General features: G+C 61.7%; 15 protein-coding genes. 9 read left to right on the top strand and 6 right to left on the bottom strand.

Features of this window, described 5'->3' with window-relative positions; translation table 11 throughout:
• Positions 1-22: 22 nt before the first annotated feature.
• Both rsgA and aroA read right to left on the bottom strand, forming a co-directional pair.
• Entirely contained in the window at positions 23-1,045 is a 1,023-nt protein-coding gene (rsgA, locus tag QP363_RS03970; RefSeq protein WP_070711159.1) for a ribosome small subunit-dependent GTPase A, read from the bottom strand.
• Positions 1,038-2,342: a 3-phosphoshikimate 1-carboxyvinyltransferase gene (aroA, locus tag QP363_RS03965; RefSeq protein WP_284762882.1), complete on the bottom strand. Its 1,305-nt coding sequence runs from the start codon at positions 2,340-2,342 to the stop codon at positions 1,038-1,040. Before aroA ends, rsgA begins: the two co-directional genes overlap by 8 nt.
• On the opposite strand from aroA, the gene QP363_RS03960 reads away from it, so the two are divergent.
• A complete protein-coding gene (locus QP363_RS03960) occupies positions 2,341-3,003 on the top strand; it encodes an SOS response-associated peptidase (protein ID WP_284762881.1) in 663 nt (220 codons plus the stop codon). The two genes, aroA and QP363_RS03960, sit on opposite strands and share 2 nt — an antisense overlap.
• Before the next feature lie 10 nt (positions 3,004-3,013).
• Here QP363_RS03960 and ybaK read toward each other — a convergent pair whose 3' ends face one another.
• Positions 3,014-3,517 (bottom strand): Cys-tRNA(Pro) deacylase, encoded by a 504-nt coding sequence (ybaK, locus tag QP363_RS03955; RefSeq protein ID WP_070446140.1) that lies wholly within the window; start codon positions 3,515-3,517, stop codon positions 3,014-3,016.
• A gap of 37 nt (positions 3,518-3,554) precedes the next feature.
• Here ybaK and QP363_RS03950 point away from each other — a divergent pair, with 37 nt between their 5' ends.
• Entirely contained in the window at positions 3,555-4,160 is a 606-nt protein-coding gene (locus QP363_RS03950; protein ID WP_070446138.1) for a sigma-70 family RNA polymerase sigma factor, read from the top strand.
• Positions 4,160-4,432, top strand: coding sequence for a mycothiol system anti-sigma-R factor (rsrA, locus tag QP363_RS03945; RefSeq protein ID WP_070446136.1), 273 nt, complete (start codon positions 4,160-4,162; stop codon positions 4,430-4,432). Before QP363_RS03950 ends, rsrA begins: the two co-directional genes overlap by 1 nt.
• A 264-nt stretch (positions 4,433-4,696) precedes the next feature.
• Here rsrA and QP363_RS03940 read toward each other — a convergent pair whose 3' ends face one another.
• Positions 4,697-4,954 (bottom strand): WhiB family transcriptional regulator, encoded by a 258-nt coding sequence (locus QP363_RS03940; RefSeq protein ID WP_042529827.1) that lies wholly within the window; start codon positions 4,952-4,954, stop codon positions 4,697-4,699.
• 573 nt (positions 4,955-5,527) lie between these two features.
• Between QP363_RS03940 and QP363_RS03935 the strand changes: the two genes are divergently transcribed.
• Complete coding sequence (locus QP363_RS03935) at positions 5,528-5,986, top strand: hypothetical protein (protein ID WP_070644105.1); 459 nt, start codon at positions 5,528-5,530, stop codon at positions 5,984-5,986.
• Positions 5,987-6,014: 28 nt separating this feature from the next.
• On the opposite strand, the gene QP363_RS03930 is transcribed toward QP363_RS03935, so the two are convergent.
• Positions 6,015-7,301, bottom strand: a complete 1,287-nt coding sequence (locus QP363_RS03930; RefSeq protein WP_284762876.1) for a hypothetical protein — start codon at positions 7,299-7,301, stop codon at positions 6,015-6,017.
• On the bottom strand, positions 7,298-8,686 hold the full coding sequence (locus QP363_RS03925) for a DEAD/DEAH box helicase (RefSeq protein WP_284762875.1): 1,389 nt from the start codon (positions 8,684-8,686) through the stop codon (positions 7,298-7,300). The genes QP363_RS03930 and QP363_RS03925 overlap by 4 nt, the downstream gene beginning before the upstream one ends.
• Before the next feature lie 102 nt (positions 8,687-8,788).
• Here QP363_RS03925 and QP363_RS03920 point away from each other — a divergent pair, with 102 nt between their 5' ends.
• From QP363_RS03920 to QP363_RS03900, 5 genes are all read left to right on the top strand, one after another.
• Entirely contained in the window at positions 8,789-9,010 is a 222-nt protein-coding gene (locus tag QP363_RS03920; RefSeq protein ID WP_012714903.1) for a DUF3107 domain-containing protein, read from the top strand.
• Positions 9,011-9,042: 32 nt separating this feature from the next.
• Complete coding sequence (locus tag QP363_RS03915) at positions 9,043-9,984, top strand: DUF3152 domain-containing protein (protein ID WP_284762874.1); 942 nt, start codon at positions 9,043-9,045, stop codon at positions 9,982-9,984.
• 29 nt (positions 9,985-10,013) lie between these two features.
• The gene (locus QP363_RS03910) at positions 10,014-10,787 is read left to right on the top strand and encodes a hypothetical protein (RefSeq protein WP_070719625.1); all 774 of its coding nucleotides are present in this window, start codon (positions 10,014-10,016) and stop codon (positions 10,785-10,787) included.
• A gap of 165 nt (positions 10,788-10,952) precedes the next feature.
• Entirely contained in the window at positions 10,953-13,967 is a 3,015-nt protein-coding gene (locus QP363_RS03905) for an ATP-dependent DNA helicase (protein ID WP_284762977.1), read from the top strand.
• Positions 13,960-17,172, top strand: a complete 3,213-nt coding sequence (locus QP363_RS03900; RefSeq protein WP_070644089.1) for an ATP-dependent helicase — start codon at positions 13,960-13,962, stop codon at positions 17,170-17,172. The genes QP363_RS03905 and QP363_RS03900 overlap by 8 nt, the downstream gene beginning before the upstream one ends.
• The last annotated feature ends 2 nt before the right edge of the window (positions 17,173-17,174 follow it).

Raw genomic sequence — 17,174 nt, 5'->3', positions numbered from 1 at the left:
CTAGGAGTAAGGCCCTTAGGCCTTAGGCCCAATCGACGTTGGTGCGCAGGGAAGCCAGCAGGTTGCGAACCGCATCACGGCGGCGTGCAGAAGCTGTCCCTTCCTCTATGCTGAGGTCCAACCCGCATTCGGGGTCCGCGGGTGGCCCGGCATGCGTGCAGCCACGCGGGCAATCCTCAATCGCTTCGGCAAGATCATCGAAGACCTCAATGACGTTTTCCGCATCAATGTGGGCTAGGCCGAAGGAGCGGATGCCTGGGGTATCAATGATCCACCCGCCATGCGGGGTGCTTCCTTCCGCCGGCAGTCGCAGCGCCACCGACTGCGTCGATGTATGGCGGCCTTTGCCCACGGCGGAGACTTCGCCGGTTTCGCGGTTGGCATCCGGGACGAGCCGGTTGACCAAGGTTGATTTACCCACACCGGAGTGGCCGATGAGGGCCGTGACATGTCCATCAATTGCGGCACAGACCTGCTCCAGTCCATCGTCCACGCCAGCTTCCACCACGGTGACATCCAAGTCCGCAAACTCTTGGGCGAACGGAGTGGGGTCGGTGAGGTCGGTCTTCGTCAGGCACAGGACCGGCTGGATATTGCCGGCGAAGGCCGCGATGAGAGCACGCTCCACGAATCCGGAGCGCGGCGGTGGATCCGCCACAGCACTCACGATCAGCAGGCGGTCTGCATTCGCCACCACGATGCGCTCATAAGGGTCTGTGTCATCCGCGGTGCGCCGAAGGACGGAAGTGCGCTCCTCTAGCTTCACGATGCGCGCGAGGGTGTCCTTCTTACCAGAAGTATCGCCCACGACGCCGACCCGATCACCGACCTCGACGGGCGTGCGGCCCATCTCGCGGGCGCGCATAGCGGTGACGACTGGGCCATCATTATCAAGGGCAACTCCCCAGCGCCCGCGGTCCTTGGTGATGACCATGCCGAACTTGGCATCCTTGTGCTTCGGACGGTCCTTCGTGCGGGGGCGCGACCCTTTGCCCGGCCGGATACGGACATCAGATTCGTCGTAGCTGCTCGCGCGCCTAGCCATGGATCATGGCCTCCCACATCTTGGCGAAGCCGGGCAGAGTCTTGGACGTGGTATCGATGTCCTCGACCTCGACACCGTCGACTGCCAGGCCAATGATGGCGCCAGCGGTGGCCATGCGGTGGTCGGCGTAGGAGTGCCACTGGCCGCCGTGGAGTGGGGCAGGGGTGATGCGGAGGCCGTCGTCAAGCTCAGTGACGTTGCCGCCCAAGCCGTTAATCTCTGTAGCGAGGGCCGCCAGACGGTCCGTCTCATGGCCGCGCAGGTGCGCGATGCCGGTCAGGGTTGACGGCGTTGAGGCCAGAGCACACAGCGCGGCTACGGTCGGGGTGAGCTCGCCGATATCTCCCATATCGAGATCGATGCCGCGCAGGCATGCTAGACCCTCCTGTGGGCCAGTGACCTGCAGGTAGGGATCTTGGCGAGGGGCCTGCGGGACGTACTCAACCTGTGCCCCCATCTGTTCCAGGATGCCGCGGAAAGCATCACCCGGCTGGTCCGTTTCCTCCGGCCAGTTCGGAATACTCACGCTGCCGCCGGCGACGGCCGCGGCAGCCAAAAACGGTGTGGCGTTGGACAGGTCCGGTTCGATGTACCACTCGCGGCCGTCAATCTTTCCAGGACGCACGACCCAATTATCCTCGCCCGCGACCACATGCACGCCGGCATCACGCAACATGCCGATGGTCATCAGGATGTGGGGCTGGGAAGGGACCGTGCCGCCTTCGTGGCGCACGCTGATGCCGTTGCGGTAGCGCGCCCCGGCCAGGAGCAAGCCGGAGACGAACTGGGAAGAAGCGGAGGCATCAATGGTGACTTCGGCGCCCTCCGGAATGCCATGGGGCGTGATGCTAAGTGGCAGGCTATCGCCTTCGATGTCGACGCCCAACTCACGCAAGGCCATGGTCATCGTGGACATGGGGCGCTTGCGGGCATAAGGGTCACCGTCGATGACAACGGGCCCATCGGCCAGCGCTGCCACCGGAGGCAAGAAGCGCATGATCGTGCCAGCCAGGCCACAATCGACGGTCGCGCCGTGGAGCTGGCCCGGCGTCACGCGCAGGTGCGGTCCCCACTCGGAGATACCTACGCCCATGGCCTTCAAAGCTTCTTTCATCAGGTCAGTATCGCGGGAGACCAGCGGGTTGTAGATGATAGAAGGTGAGTCGGCCAACGCAGCGAGGATGAGGGCGCGGTTGGTCATCGACTTTGACCCGGGAACTTCCTGAGTCCAGGACAACGGGCCGGCGGGTTGGGGAGCACACCAGAAAGCAGACATGTAGTCCATAATAAAGGGCATGTGCGGAAGATTTGTTCTGTTCACCGAGTCCCTACTGGAGGAAGTCGGAGCGTGGGAATCCATTACGGAAGTTCATGCGCCGGAAGGCCTGCCGCCGGCACGCTATAACATTGCTCCAACCCAGCCCATTGCCATCGTGCGGGTTGCGGAGGAGACCGCCCGCGTGGAGCCAGCGCGCTGGGGGCTTATCCCGCACTGGAAGAAGGACCTCGACGGCCCGCCGCTGTTTAATGCCCGCGCGGAGACTGTGGCGCAGAAACCTTCGTTCCGGGATGCCTTCAAAGCACAGCGCTGCGTTATCCCGCTGGATGGTTACTACGAGTGGAAAGCCGGTGAGGATAAGAAGGCCAAGAAGCATCCCTATTATGTGACCGGGCCCGATGGCCTGCTGTGGGCGGCTGGTTTGTGGGCCACGGGGTTGGAGAGGCTCTCGGCCACGATGGTGACCACGGATGCCACGGAGGAGATGGCGTGGCTGCACCACCGCTTGCCCAAGTTTCTTACTGCTGATGAAATCGCGCCCTGGCTGGCGGGGGAGGCGCTGCTGGAGCCGAGCTCTGTGCGCGGCTTTCAGGCACGCCCGGCCGACCCCGCGGTGGGCAACGTGCGCAACGACTACGCAGAGCTTATCGACGAACCACCGGCCACCACCTTGTTCTAGTGCACGAGAGCTAGTCGGCGAGCACGTCGGCGAAGGAGAGCTCCAGCACGCGGGGGAGATCTTTCGGATTCATCTCAATGTCGAGGCCACGCTTGCCGCCGGAGAAGAAGATGGTATCGAAGAGCAGCGCGGTCGCGTCAACGACAGTGGGCAGGACGTGTTTGTGCCCTAACGGGGAGATGCCGCCGGGGATGTAGCCGGAGGACTTGGAGGCGTCGGCAGGCGCGGCCATTGTGGCCTTGGACGCACCGAAAGCTGCGGCGGCCTTCTTGAGACTGAGCTGGTGTGTGACCGGAAGGACGCAGACGGCGAGTTGGCGTTTGGGGCCTTTGCCGGCGCTCAGATCAATGACGAGGGTTTTGAAGATACGCTCAGGAGTAACGTCGAGGGCCGCAGCGGCTGCCTCGCCGAAGTTTTCGCGACCGCCATCAAAGGTGGAGACGTGGTGGTCAATACCTGCCTCTTCGAGGAGTTTGAGAGCGGGGGTAGCGGCACGCGGGGTCTTCTTGGACATATAAACCACCCTAGTCCTGAGCGCTAGGATGGTCGGTATGGCCACAGAAACGACGAGCGAGACGCTTCAGAAACAGCGGTTGTTTGAGGAGCAAGCCTTGCCCTTGCTGGACCAGCTTTACGGCGGAGCGATGCGTCTGACGCGCAACCCGCAAGACGCGGAGGATTTGATCCAAGAGACCTACCTCAAGGCCTTTAGCAACTTCGATTCCTTCAAACAGGGGACGAACTTGAAGGCGTGGCTGTACCGCATCATGACGAATACCTACATCAACTCCTACCGGAAGGCCAAGCGCCGCCCAGTGGAATCCTCAGCGGACGAGCTTAGTGACTTTCAGCTGTATACCACGTCCGGACATGACTCCACGGGCCTGGAATCAGCGGAGGTCGAAGCGCTCAAGCAGATGCCGGATTCGGAGATTTCCGAGGCCATGAATGACCTGCCGGAGGATTACCGCATGGTGGTGTACTACTCGGATGTGGTGGGTTTGGCCTATAAGGAAATCGCGGAAGTGATGGGCACTCCGTTGGGGACGGTCATGAGCCGCCTTCACCGCGGAAGAAAATTGCTTCGTGCGGCGTTGAAGGACGTAGCACGAGACAAAGGCATTGGTCGCAACCACCCAGAGATGGAGGAGAAGTAATGGAACGCGCAACAGGACGCAATTGCGGTGCGTGTAACTCTCCCGAGGTTGAAGCGCTCTTTCGGGAGCTATTCGATGAATCAACGAGCTATGCGCGAGCACTGGAAATCCGCGAGCACCTCGCGCAGTGCGATACCTGCCAGCAGCGCGTCGAGAGCGAAGAAGTAGTCCGCGCACTCGTGCGCAAATGCTGTGGGGGACAGGTCGCACCTCAGTCACTGCGCCAGCGCATTAGCGTGCAGATTACGCGGACTGAGATTACCTGGGGATAGGGCCTCGAGCGCCTAAAACCGGCTCAGGATATGCAAAAGGGCTCGTCCCTCCCTCGATTCGTGAGGGGAAGAAACGAGCCCTAAATTACTGACGTTATGCGCCAGGACGCTTGCCGTGGTTAGCGGGCTTCTTACGGCGATCCTTGCGCTTGCGGCCACGCTTGCTCATCGTATGCTCCTTCTGTTAAAGGGAAATGAACTCATTCAACTGTAGCGGCAGGGTATGCCGAGGTGTTAATCGGGGGTGCGCCTACTGTGGGTTTCTTAAGCGGAAACGCGGGCGCGAGCGCGGCTGCGGTTACGGCGCTTGATAGCGCGGCGCTCCTCCTCAGAGAGGCCGCCCCACACGCCGGCATCCTGGCCGGACTCGAGGGCCCACTTGAGGCAAGAGGAAGCGACCGGGCAGCGGTTGCAGACCAGCTTGGCCTTAGCGATCTGGGTGAGTGCAGGGCCGGAATTACCGACAGGGAAGAAGAGCTCCGGGTCTTCGTCGCGGCAAACAGCTTCGTGGCGCCAATCCATGATTGAAATCTCCTAACAAATTTTTGACAGCAATAGATGAAAGCAGGCGCACCAAGGGCAGTTCACGGCAGTGAACTGTTCCGAGTGCTACGGGGTTTAAGTGAACTGGTCTGCGGTCAGTGGGGCCCTGTCTCGAGTTGGGGCCAGCGTCGCCGCCGCCATGGTTCACTTTTGGTTAACTTGGAGTTTTCTCCGAGTTAAGAACTGATTTAACAGCTCGTTGTTTTTGCTACCTGAGAATAATGACACGTTTACTCATTCCCCGCTAGGGGTAGAGGCCGAAAAGTGTCCAAAGTCACTAAATAAATTCCGTCAATTCATATGATTGTTATGGGTTGGCCCCTGTAAGAACCCTGTCAGAAATGCTTCCACCTGCGGTGATGAGGGTAAGGTAGTGAGTGTGGTGACCTGGATCGCGTCAAATCCGGGTTCATCCCTCTGCCCCCGAAATTACGGATGGAGGAAGCCGAGGAACACCGCGGCGGAGGAGGATTAGGCTGAAGCATGTGGGTGCGCGCGGGTTATGGCGTGGAGTCGTCCTAAGTACAGGGCTGAGAAGTAAACTAAATCTCCGTGAATAAGAAGCAGAAACAGTCCTCGACCACGCCTGCCCAAACTGAGGGAGGCCGTCCCCCGGGAACGGTGGTAGCGGCTGCCGGCATCGCCGTGCTCCAGTCCATCGCGGTGATTATCTTCGGAATCTTCCTCATCGTCCGTGAGCTAACCGGTGCTGAGAACGACTCCATGGTGTCCGATTCTGGGGCGACGGGCTTCGTCGGCCTAGGGACGGCCATCTTCATTTTTATCGTCTTCGGCTTTGTCATCGTCGCCTCGTGGGCCTTTGTTAAGGGCAAGCGCTGGGGCCGCGGAGCTATCGTGCTCGTGGAGTTTATTTTGGGTGCCATCGCCTTCCAGATGTTCAGCGGAGGCTCAGCAGCGCTCGGCGCCGTGACGCTGGCCAGCGCAGCGTTGGTGCTCTACCTGCTCATGGTGCGCCCTGAGGCAGCGCAATGGGCTGAAAGCCACTTCTAGGCAAGCTGTTTCTTAAACAACTAAGAAGTTAAGAGGCAGTGAGCGCCACGGCGGTGTTTCCACGCTGCTCGATGATGACAGTGCCCGCAAGAGTCAGCGAAATTGGACCGTTATAGCCGTCACGGTCGACGGGAATGCTGTGCTCGGTCTTTCCGGTAGCCCAGTCCACCACGTCGATCCCTTCCTCCGTGGGCACCAGTAACCGCTCGCCGACGGCGATGCCGGTGCCAACTGCCTGCTCCAGAACATGGTCCACTTTGAGCTCGGTTGGGGTAAAGAGATAAAGACGTTCGCCGTCGAACCACGTCATGTGGTGGGGCAGATCAGCGACCGCAGGGGCGAAGGGGGAAGCGGAATTCGTGATGGCCTTTGATGGCTCCACGTCCGTGGAGGAGAGCGTTTCGCCCTCAAAGTTATAGGAGACGATACGTGGCGCATCGCCCGGCAGAAAGACCGCAGCGGCCTCCTGACCGTAGGCAATGAGACGCGCGCCTGGGTTATCAATCTCGATATCCTTGGAGATTTCAGGCGAACGCGCATCCTCTGGTGTGGCGTTTTGGATGCGCAGCCACGTGGAGTCTGGAGAATCCGGACAGGATTCGGTGACGGCCATCGTTTCGGTGCGGGTCAGTGCTGAGGAGATGGCGCAGTCTTCGTGGGGCTGGAGGTTCGGTTCTTGCTTGGCTTCGACATCGCCATATTCAACAGTGCGCACCAGGTCAGAGCGCCATAGTTCTACGCGCTCGGCGGAAACGGTCCCCACGCGGTCATTCGACATAATGGGGACCACCTGCTCGGAATTACGGGCGCTGCGGGTATCTGAGTACTGGCCGGACACCGCATCGATGGCTACCACATCGCCGCAGCCATTTCCCACGTCATAGGTGGCAACGACTTTGTTCCACGCCGTGCCGAGCGAACAGAGGTCGGCATCGCGGCGCTGGTAAGTCCAGACCGTATCGCCGGAGGTATCCGAAGCGCGGAGGGTATCGCCGTCATGGGTTATCAGCATCCCCTTCGTGGATATCGCGCGGGACTGTCCCGGCACCACAGTATTGGGGAGGCTGAAGGTTTCAGTGAGGGAGTTGGGGACGGTATCGAGAGTCTGAGTCTTGGCATCAGACGCGGCATCGACAGCGGGAGTGAGCTCCGATTTGTGGATCGGTGCCGTAATCACCGCGCCGCCAATAGCAATGGCACAGACCGCGCTGATCGCGCCCACTGCAAGCCAGTCTGCCTTGGTGGAACGCAAGATGGGAGCCTTCTTCGCAGAGCTTGGCTTCTTCGCGGACTCCGAGCCCTGCTCGGTGCTCATCGGCGTCCTCCTTGGCGGGGCTTGCGCGTGCGGGAACGGGTGCGGCGGGAGGCACGGGCAGATGCCGTGGAGGAACGTGGTGAGCCTCCACGCGGCGACTCCCCACGTGAGTGAGAGCGCCGCGGTGCACCCAGCACTTTCGTGGGTGGGCCGACGGTGTCAGCAATCGTCTTTGGGATATCGAGGGCTTCCGCAAGCTCCGGGGAGGTGCTGAACCACTGCGGTGGCTCTGGCTGGCCCAAATCGAGCTCATCGTTGATGACTTGCCATTTGCCCAGCTCGTCGTAGCCGACGAGAGTGATGGCCGTGCCCGTGTGCCCCGCGCGACCAGTGCGTCCGATGCGGTGGACAAATGTCATCGGGTCATCGGGCACCTGGTAGTTGATGACGTGGGTGACATCGTCAATGTCGATGCCGCGAGCGGCGACGTCCGTGGCCACGAGAATCTCCACGGTGCCTTTCCGGAAGGCATCGAGCGAGCGTTCGCGTGCTTTTTGATCCAAATCGCCGTGGACCGCGCCCACGCGAAAGCCGCGCTGCGCCAGCTCGTCCGCGACGGCGGCGGCCGAGCGTTTCGTACGCGTGAAGATGATGGTGCGTCCGCGGCCTTCTGCCTGCAGGACCTTTCCCAAGACCGCGATCTTATCCATACGGTGTGCCTGGAAGGTGACCTTGCGCGTGGAGGCATGCGTCTGCTGGGCGTCACCAGACTCGGCGCGGATATGGACCGGCTTTTCCAGGAAGGTACGTGCCAAGGTCACGATGGGCCCAGGCATGGTGGCGGAAAAGAGCATGGTCTGGTGTGGGTTGCCGTGCAGGAGCGAGAGGATCTTCTCGATATCCGGCAAGAAGCCCAAGTCCAGCATCTCGTCGGCTTCATCCAGAACTAAAACGCTGATGTGGTCGAAAGAGAGATGCTTCTTCTGGCAGAGATCGAGCAGACGGCCTGGGGTGCCGACGACGACGTCCGCACCAGACTCAATCTCCTTGATCTGTTCTTCATAGGGGCGCCCGCCACACAGAGTGACCACTCTGAGCGGAAGGTTTGCGGCGGCGAGCTCCAGATCCCCGCTGACCTGGATGGCCAGCTCGCGCGTCGGTGCAATGACCAGTGCGCGGGGAGTGCCGTCGAGTTCCGGGATGTCGGCGTCATCGAACACGCGATCCAGCAGCGGGACACCGAAGCCATAGGTCTTACCCATGCCGGTGCGCGCTTGGCCGATGAGGTCCTGGCCATTCAAAGCGATGGGCAGGGTGAGCTCCTGGATGGCAAAGGTGTGCGTAATCCCGTTGTCAGCGAGGGCATCGCAGATCTCTACAGCGACGCCGAGTTCGGCAAAGGTAGGGGATTCGCGGGATTCGCGGGATGATTTCGGGGCAAGCACACCTTGATAGTAGAGGACGTGGCTATAGTGGGGCCATTAGAGCGCCGGGGCGCAGTTCTCACGGCACCGATTAAAGAACACGATTTAAGGGAGACACACCACATGGATATCAAGTTTGGTTTTGCTGATACCGCCCGTGAGCTGGTTATTCACGCGGAAGGTGAGCGCGAAGAACTGACCCAGACCATCAACAACGCCTTGGCAGACAACTCCACCCTCGAATTGAAGGACACCAAGGGCCGCTCCTACATCGTGCGCACTGAGCGAGTTGTTTACGTAGAGATCGGCACTGCGCGCGCGCACACCGTCGGATTTGCGGGCTAAGTACGCGCGCGCTGGCTCAGCGGGTAGCCTAAATGGCCATGGAGAATCCCGCGGATTTTAAGCAGCACCCACAGCGCCTTTCAGCGGTGGAGCGCTTCGCGCGCGAGTACGGCTGGTGGCGCGTGGTGGCGATCCCCGTCATGGTCGTCATCACTGTGTGGGTGCTGGTTGATGTTTTCCGCTCGCCCGCCCAGGAGGCGGAGGTGACGGCGGCAGGGGAGACGTCGGCAAGCAGCACAGCCGCATCCGCCTCCTCGCGTAAGGGGCCGGATCCCGCCAATGCCAGCGCGGTGGCCGCCGCCAAGGATGGTTTGCCCGCCGGCGGTGACTTCACCGAGCAAGGTGAGGAAACCTACCGCGATGCAGGGCCGTCTACTATGCACGCGGGCAAGGGCGGGAAGCAAACCATCCGCTTTTCCGTTGAGATTGAAAACGGCATCGACACCTCCGTATATGGTGGGGACGGTGCTGTCGTTGCGCTTGTTGACGCCACTCTGGCCGACCCTCGCGGGTGGACGGCCAACGGTGACTTTGAATTCATCCACGTCAAAGCCGATGACAACCCTGATACGCACATCCGTCTGACGTCATTGGGAACCACGGCGAAGTTGTGCGGCGCGCAGTTGGAATCAGAAACCTCCTGTCACACGACCATTACGGGGGAGTCCGCGGTCAACCTCAACGAGTCTCGGTGGGTGCGTGGCGCGACGCCCTTTGAAGGAGATTTGGGCAACTACCGTCAGTACCTGATCAACCATGAGTTTGGCCATGCTATCGGTTTTGCAGCCCATCAACCCTGCGGCGGTGACGGTAAACTCGCGCCGGTCATGATGCAGCAAACGCTGAGCTTGAACAACGCCAAGCTTTTTGAGAAGGAACCCAACGAGGTTTATCCGGACGAGGATGTCACGTGCGAGCCGAACCCGTGGCCCTACCCGAACCCGGCTAATTCTGATCACGCTAAGCCCGAGTAGGTCGCCCCAAACCTAAGGATTGTTTTCCCATGCCATTGCCACCTGAGCCCGTTCTTGCCGCTTTCAACGCCGAGTTTCACCCGCGCCGAACACAGGGTGAGCTTGTGGGCCCTGCGTGGGATAACGGGATCCGCGTGGGCGATATTGTCTTCGCCGAGGCTCGGCCGTGGACTGGCTGGTCCGCCAAGGTCCGCGAGAAGCTCAGCCTGCCGGGAGCACGTATTGCCCGGCCGGTGCTGACGGCGGATGGGCGCTACACTGCTGCCGGGTGGAAAGCCACGCAGTTCGTGGAGGGGCAGTTGCGGGGGCGCATCGATGAGACTGCGCAGATGGCACTGCGCCTTGATGAAGCGCTCGAGTTGGCGCCGTTGCCGACGGTGGACCGGCGCGATGATGTGTTCGCACGGGCAGAACGGGCAGCGTGGGAGGAGAGCGGCGAGGCCTATTCCGATGCTGAGCTTGCGCAGCTCCCACTTGTCACCGCCCACATGGACGTGCTGGGTACCACGGTTTTCTCTGGGGCGAACCCGCCAGCGCTGACCGATATCGTACCTTCCGCGGCACCGCGCCCGGTTGGCTGGTCCGCCGCGCTGGTCATAGTGGATGGCCTCATCGCAGGCGCAGTGGATGATGATATTTCTGCCCGCTTTGCGTCGGTTCCCGGCATACAGCAGCTGCTCTTGCGCGCAGTGGCGTATCGCCGTTACGTCAATAGCCTGCACCCGCGCTCCAAAGCGACCGTGCGTTCGAATATTGAAAGGGTCGAAGAGGCCCTCGTGTCCGCAGCATCTGACACACTATAGGGCGTGAAGTACAGCAGCGAATCCCCCACACGTACCGGCGTCACGCTTCCTCCCTCGCCGGAAGTCCGCCTCATTCCCCGAAGCCGCCGCGCCACGTCGCGCGAGTGGGATGTTCCTTTGCCACAGCAAGGTACCTGGCGGGTGCTGGGTGCGGCAGGGTCAGGGGTGTCGAGCCTGCTGATCGACGTTGTCTTGGCCCAACTCAATGCTGGAGCCGATGCCTCCGGCATCCTCGTCGTCGCCCCATCCAAGGAATCCGGCTCGTTGCTGCGCCGGGAGTTAGCAGAAAACCTCGATGACTACGCCGCACAGACTTCGATGGTGCGCTCGGTGCACTCATTGGCTTTTGCGCTTCTGCGCCACAGTAGCGAGGAGGAGCTGCGTCTCATCACTGGTGCGGAACAGGATGCAGTGATCCGTGAGCTGCTGCAGGGCCATGCGGCCGATCGCCGGGGCGCGTGGCCAGAGGAGATGCGCCCGGCCCTGGAGTATGTGGGCTTTGCGCGCCAATTGCGTGATTTGTTGCTGCGCGCCATCGAACGGGGGCTGGGCCCGACGGACTTGGAGGAGTTGGGACAACGCTACGGCCGGCCCATGTGGGTTGCTGCCGGAGACTTCCTGCGCGAGTATGAGCGCACTCAGGCGCTGGCGGGTTCGCATTCCTATTCCGCTGCGGAGCTGGTCAGCCAAGTGCTTTTGCGCCCAGAGCTGTTGCGCGAGCACCCGTGGCACACCATCGTGGTCGATGACGCGCAGTTGCTGGACCCGACCTCCGGCCAGCTGATCGCGGAGCTGGCGAAAACTGCACGCCTCACCGTGATCGGCGGTGACCCCGACCAAGCGGTCTTTGCCTTCCGTGGTGCTAATTCGGAATTCCTCACCACCTGGAAGGCAGAGAACGAACTTCGCCTGAGCTCTACGTACCGCAGGCCGTCCCCGGCGTGCGTGAGCGTCGTGGATTCCCGCGGCACCTTGCGTGATGTCCTGGCCAATACGGTTCGCCGCCGGCACTTAGAAGACGGCGTGGACTGGCGTGATATCGCAGTGATCGTGCGCTCTACCGGGGATATTGGATCGGCCCGTCGCACGCTGCTTTCTGCTGGCGTGCCGGTGCACATCAACCCCACGGACGTGGTGCTCGCTGAGCAGCGCTTGGTCAAAGCAGTACTTCTGGCTTTGCGTGCTCTGGAAAATGAGCTTGAGCCCGTGGAGCTCGAGGACCTGATTACAGGTCCCGTGGGCGGCGCTGATCCGGTGACTCTGCGGAGGCTCATCCGCGGCCTGCGCCGTTGGAAGCCGGAGCAGCGCGGAATGAATACACTGCGGGAGTTGCTGGACGGTGAGTTGCCGGACTTCAATAACCTCCTCACCGAGCGCGAGGAAGCGATTTTGGCGCGTATTCGCGGGGTGCTGTCTGCCGGGCGCGTGGCCTTGCAGCAAGGCGCTGCCGTTGAGGAAGTCCTGTGGGAAGTGTGGCAAGCCACCGGTTTGGATACGCGCCTGCAGGCAGCAGCCCTGCGCGGCGGTGCCGCGGGTTCGCAGGCGGACCGTGACTTGGACGCGATGATGGCCTTGTTCGACGCCGCCGGCGATTACGCCGAGCGTCGTCCGGCGGCGTCGTTGGAGTCCTTCATTCTGCACATCACGGAGCAAGAACTGCCCACCGGCGTGCGGGATCGCCGCTCGGCCTTGCCCAATGCAGTAGAAATCCTCACCGCGCACGGCGCAGTGGGGCGCGAGTGGGACACCGTCATCGTGGCGGGCGTTCAGGAAGGAACATGGCCCTCGGTAGGGGAGACCGGCTCTCTTTTTGGGCAAGAAGATCTCATCGATGTGCTGGATCGCGGCATCACTCCCGGCACCCCAGTCAGCCACGTGTCGGGGCGCTTGGCGGAGGAGCGCCGTCTCTTCCACGTGGCCACTACCCGTCACCGGCAACGGCTGCTCATCGTGGCGGTGGACTCACCGGAGAGCGATGTCGTGGAAGAACCCTCGCGTTTCATCGACGAGTTCCTTTCCGCTCGCGGCGTTGATGTTCCCGGCGCACAAGCGCGCCGGGAGGCGGGCAAGCGCCTCGCACGCCAGGCCTGGCCACGTGAGTTGGGCCTCGAGGTGCCGGAGCCGAATCCGGTGACGCTGCCCAGTGCTGCTAGTGGGGAGGAAGAGCTCGATCCTCTCGATGTCTCCGTACTCTCGGTGCCCGCGTTTGTGGCGCAACTGCGCCGTTGTGCAACTGATCCGGAGACCAATGAGGCGGAACGTTCCCAGGCGGTCCGGCAGTTGGCCCGTTTGGCGGAGGCTGGGGTCCCTGGGGCGCATCCGGATCAGTGGTGGGCCGCGCGCGGCGTGGCTTCGGAATTGCCGCTGCGTGGTTCGAGCACGGTGTCGCCATCCCGGGTCGATGCCTTGCTCACGTGTCCGCTCAACGCGGTGCTCGGGCAGCTCGTGGAGGATGATTCTGCGAACATCAACCTGCTACGTGGTAATTTGGCGCATGCTTTTTTGGAAGCGCTGGGGCGCGGTGCTGCCGCCGAGCCTGCGAAGCGGCTTGTGCTCGATGCCTTCGATGCGCTTGTGGAGGGGCCAGCGTGGCATCGCGAGGCTGAGCATGCGGACTTCGAGCGCCTTATCGACCGCACTCATAGTTGGGTGCTCTCGAGCGCGACATCACTTGAACCCGTTGGTGTTGAGGTTCCCGTCAGCGTGGACATCGGCTCCGATGTCACCATTCGCGGGTTCATTGACCGGTTGGCGAAGGCCGGGGAAGACTATGTCGTGGTGGATCTCAAGACGGGGACAAAAGTCCCGTCGGCGGCCCGCGCCCAAGACAATACCCAGCTCATGACATATCAGTTGGCGCTAGCACACGGCGCGCTTGTTACAGCACCCGCGGAACCTGGCGGCGAGTCGCAGGCTGTGTCTATCCGGACCGGTGATGGCCTGCCGCGTGGCGGAGGTGTTCTGGTGTATCCGCGCTCCAGTACTGCCGCCGTGTCCACCCGGGAGCAAGCCACCAAGCCTCCTGAAGAGCTCGAAGAATTTGCGCAGTCGCTGCCCGCACTCGTGGCTGAGCTGCGTGGTCCGGACCTGACCGCACGTGAAAACGCTGATTGTGATCGCTGCCGGATCCGCTCTATCTGCCCTGTGATGAATGAAGGAGGTCTGGTGACCGATGCCTAAGAATCCCGCTCAACACTTCAGCCCTGAGGAGCTGGCTGCCGCGCTGGGCAAGCCCTTTCCGCCCACCCCGGAACAGGCCGCCGTTATTGATGGCCCGCTTGGACCGAAGCTCGTCGTGGCCGGCGCAGGCGCTGGTAAGACGGAGACGATGGCCTCGCGTGTTGTATCGCTCGTGGCCAATGGGCTCGTGCGGCCTGAGCAAGTCCTTGGCCTAACCTTTACCCGCAAGGCAGCCCAGCAACTAGAGCAGCGCATCCGCCGTCAGCTGCTAACCCTGCGTTCCTCTGGAATCCTTGCCCCGGGCAGCCCAGCGGCAGAAGCAGTGGAAAATATCGCGCCAAACGTGTCCACCTATGACTCTTATGCGGGTGATCTTGTCCGCGAGTACGGCCTGCTCATGCCGGTCGAGCCGAATGCCCGCATCATCACCGAGGCGGAACGCTATGCCATCGCCCACGAGGTAGTCAGCAATTACTCGGGTTCGCTCAGCACAGATAATGCGGTGTCCACGGTCACCGCTACCTTGCTCAAGCTCGCGGAAACGATGGACGGAGAGCTTAAGAATCCGCAGGATCTCTATGAGCACGAGGACATCTTCCGCAAGACCGCTGAGGACCTAGAAAAGAGCAAGAGGACCAAAGGCGAGTTCGGCAAGGACTTGCAGAAATACCTGGATACCCAACGCCTGCGCCTGGAGTACCTGCCCTTGGTGGAAGCTCTCAAGAAGGAACAAGCGGAGCGCGGGGTCATCACCTTCGGTGAGCAGATGTCCATCGCCGCCACGCTGGCCAAGAACTTCCCGCTCTTAGGCGAGCAACAAAGCGCGCGCTACCGCGTCATCATGCTGGATGAGTACCAAGACACCTCCCATGCGCAGCGCATCTTGCTGCGCTCGCTCTTCGGTGGCGAGCGTGAGGGTCTATCAGTTACTGCGGTGGGTGACCCCATGCAGTCCATCTATGGCTGGCGTGGCGCGACGGCGGAAAACCTGGAAGCTTTTGTCACGGACTTTCCGCAGCCGGACGGCACCCCGGCCCCGAAGGACCAACTCACCACCTCCTGGCGTAATCCCTCGACGGTACTTAGCTTGGCTAATGACGTGGCGTCGAAGCTCTTCTCCTCAAGCCCCGGCGAGCGCCCAGTAGATGAGCTGTCGCCCAAGCCCACGGCGCCGGCCGGCAAGGTAGAGCTGGGCTATTTCGCTTCTGAGGACGAGGAGCGCGCTTTCATCGCTGAGCATCTCCGCCAGCTTTATGAGTCCACGCCGGAAGGCGAGGATTTCAATGCCGCCGTACTCGTGCGCACCAATAAGCAATCGCCGTTGATCGCCGCTGCTTTGGATGAGGTCGGCGTGCCCAACGAGATCTTCGGCCTCGGTGGACTTCTCTGGCAGCCGGAGATCCAAGATCTTGTGGCGGTAGCCACGCTTTTGGTGCGTCCACAAGACACCGCCGCGGCGCTGCGTGTGCTGACCGGACCGATGTGCGGTCTGGGCATCGCCGATATCCAGGCGCTGCATTCGCGTCAGCGTAATCTCGCCGGCGCCACCGAAGGCCGCACGCGGTGGGAAGGCGGTGATCCCCTGGCGCACCTAGCCGCCCAGGTTGAGGAGATTACCGCGGAGGGGCCGGACCAGGTGCTGGGGCTTGCCGACGCCCTCGCAGACCTCGGCGAACGCGATCGCTACAGCACCGAAGGCTTGGAGCGCATGGAGGAGGTCTCCTCTAAGCTGCGCTACCTCCGTACCTATTCTTTGGGCAAGACTCTCAACGACATCGTGGCCGATATTGAGCTTCTCTTCGGCTTGCGCACCGAAGTCCTCGCCTCAGGTAAGCCGGGCGGGGCAACGCACCTCGACGCCTTCGCCGACTTTGTCGCGGGCTTCCACGGTGATGGCTTGGCTGGCCTTTTGGACTATCTTGAGTTGGCTAAGGAGAAGGAAGACGGGCTCGAGCTGGGAGAGGTCCCGCTTGTGCGCAACCGCGTGCAGATCATGACGGTGCACAAGGCCAAGGGCTTGGAATGGGAACACGTCTGCGTGGCGCATGCGGATTCCTCGAGCTATAAGGCGCAGGCGGAGACCTTCCTGACCAAGATCGAAAAGGCCCCAGGTGACGAGGACGTCATCGATGTGCCCGAGGATGCGGTGACGCGCTCTGACTTTGATAAGGCGTGCACGGCTTTCAAAGAACAGAACCGCGAGTTCCAAGCAGAGGAAGCGGCACGTCTTTTCTACGTGGCCATGACCCGCACCGAGTCCACGCTGACGGTGACTGGTTCCGGCACGAATAGACTCAAGGGAAAGAGCAAGAAGGGCCCCTATTCCTACCTGCAGTTATTAGCAGATAAGCATCCGGAGCTGATTGTCCATTGGGATATCCCCGACATCCCTGTGGAAGAGGAGGAAGGAGGTGCAGTTGAGGCCTCTTTCCCTTCTTTGAACCCGCAGTCGGAAGCGCTGCAGGCAGCAGAGGCGGTACGCGCGGCAATGGAGAACCTCCCTCCGCTGCGCGATGGCGAAGTCTTCGGTCTCTGGGAACAAGAGGCGAGCGCGCTCATTGAAGAGCACAAAGCGCTGCAGGCCCCGGTGGTCGATGTAGAACTACCCGGCGAGCTGACGGCTTCTGACATGGTGGCCATGTCGGCAGACCCCACCCAATTCGCACGCCGCCAGCGCCGCCCCATCCCCTTCAAACCTAATTCCTACGCCAAGCGCGGCACTGCTTTCCACGCGTGGCTGGAGGATCGTTTCGGCGCGCCTGCCTTGCTGGGGGAGGATGAGCTGCCCGGTTCTCACGATGAACCGGACCACGACTTGGAGTCTCTCAAGGAGTCCTTCCTAGCCTCGGAGTGGGCACAGCGCACGCCGGCTTTCGTAGAGGCCCCTTTCGAGATCACCATTGGGGATTCCGTCGTCCGCGGCCGCATGGATGCGGTATTCCAACAGCCGGATGGCTCGTGGCTCATCGTGGACTGGAAGACTGGCCGCCGCCCCCAGGGTGCTGCTCTGTACTCGGCGCAGATTCAGCTCGCCGTCTATGCGGAGGCATGGCGGCGCATCCATGGCGTGGAGACTGTCCGCGCGGCTTTCTACTACGTGCATGAGAACTATCTTTTGGAGCCGGAGGACTTGCCCACCGGGCCACGGTTGGCTGAGCTTTTAAGCTCTGCAGTTTCCACGTCACCAGGGTTGAGTCTAAGGTAGTC

The sequence above is a fragment of the Corynebacterium sp. UMB6689 genome (assembly GCF_030215295.1).
Classification (GTDB): Bacteria; Actinomycetota; Actinomycetes; order Mycobacteriales; family Mycobacteriaceae; genus Corynebacterium; species Corynebacterium aurimucosum.
Note: the sequence above shows the minus strand (reverse complement) of the source record. Positions and strands in the feature narration are given on the sequence as shown.

Excerpts from the sequence above, each read along its gene's own strand:
- rsgA (WP_070711159.1), bottom strand. The coding sequence starts at position 1,045 with ATGGCTAGGCGCGCGAGCAGCTACGACGAATCTGATGTCCGTATCCGG.
- QP363_RS03960 (WP_284762881.1), top strand. The coding sequence starts at position 2,341 with ATGTGCGGAAGATTTGTTCTGTTCACCGAGTCCCTACTGGAGGAAGTC.
- aroA (WP_284762882.1), bottom strand. The coding sequence starts at position 2,342 with ATGCCCTTTATTATGGACTACATGTCTGCTTTCTGGTGTGCTCCCCAA.
- ybaK (WP_070446140.1), bottom strand. The coding sequence starts at position 3,517 with ATGTCCAAGAAGACCCCGCGTGCCGCTACCCCCGCTCTCAAACTCCTC.
- QP363_RS03950 (WP_070446138.1), top strand. The coding sequence starts at position 3,555 with ATGGCCACAGAAACGACGAGCGAGACGCTTCAGAAACAGCGGTTGTTT.
- rsrA (WP_070446136.1), top strand. The coding sequence starts at position 4,160 with ATGGAACGCGCAACAGGACGCAATTGCGGTGCGTGTAACTCTCCCGAG.
- QP363_RS03940 (WP_042529827.1), bottom strand. The coding sequence starts at position 4,954 with ATGGATTGGCGCCACGAAGCTGTTTGCCGCGACGAAGACCCGGAGCTC.
- QP363_RS03930 (WP_284762876.1), bottom strand. The coding sequence starts at position 7,301 with ATGAGCACCGAGCAGGGCTCGGAGTCCGCGAAGAAGCCAAGCTCTGCG.
- QP363_RS03920 (WP_012714903.1), top strand. The coding sequence starts at position 8,789 with ATGGATATCAAGTTTGGTTTTGCTGATACCGCCCGTGAGCTGGTTATT.
- QP363_RS03915 (WP_284762874.1), top strand. The coding sequence starts at position 9,043 with ATGGCCATGGAGAATCCCGCGGATTTTAAGCAGCACCCACAGCGCCTT.
- QP363_RS03910 (WP_070719625.1), top strand. The coding sequence starts at position 10,014 with ATGCCATTGCCACCTGAGCCCGTTCTTGCCGCTTTCAACGCCGAGTTT.
- QP363_RS03900 (WP_070644089.1), top strand. The coding sequence starts at position 13,960 with ATGCCTAAGAATCCCGCTCAACACTTCAGCCCTGAGGAGCTGGCTGCC.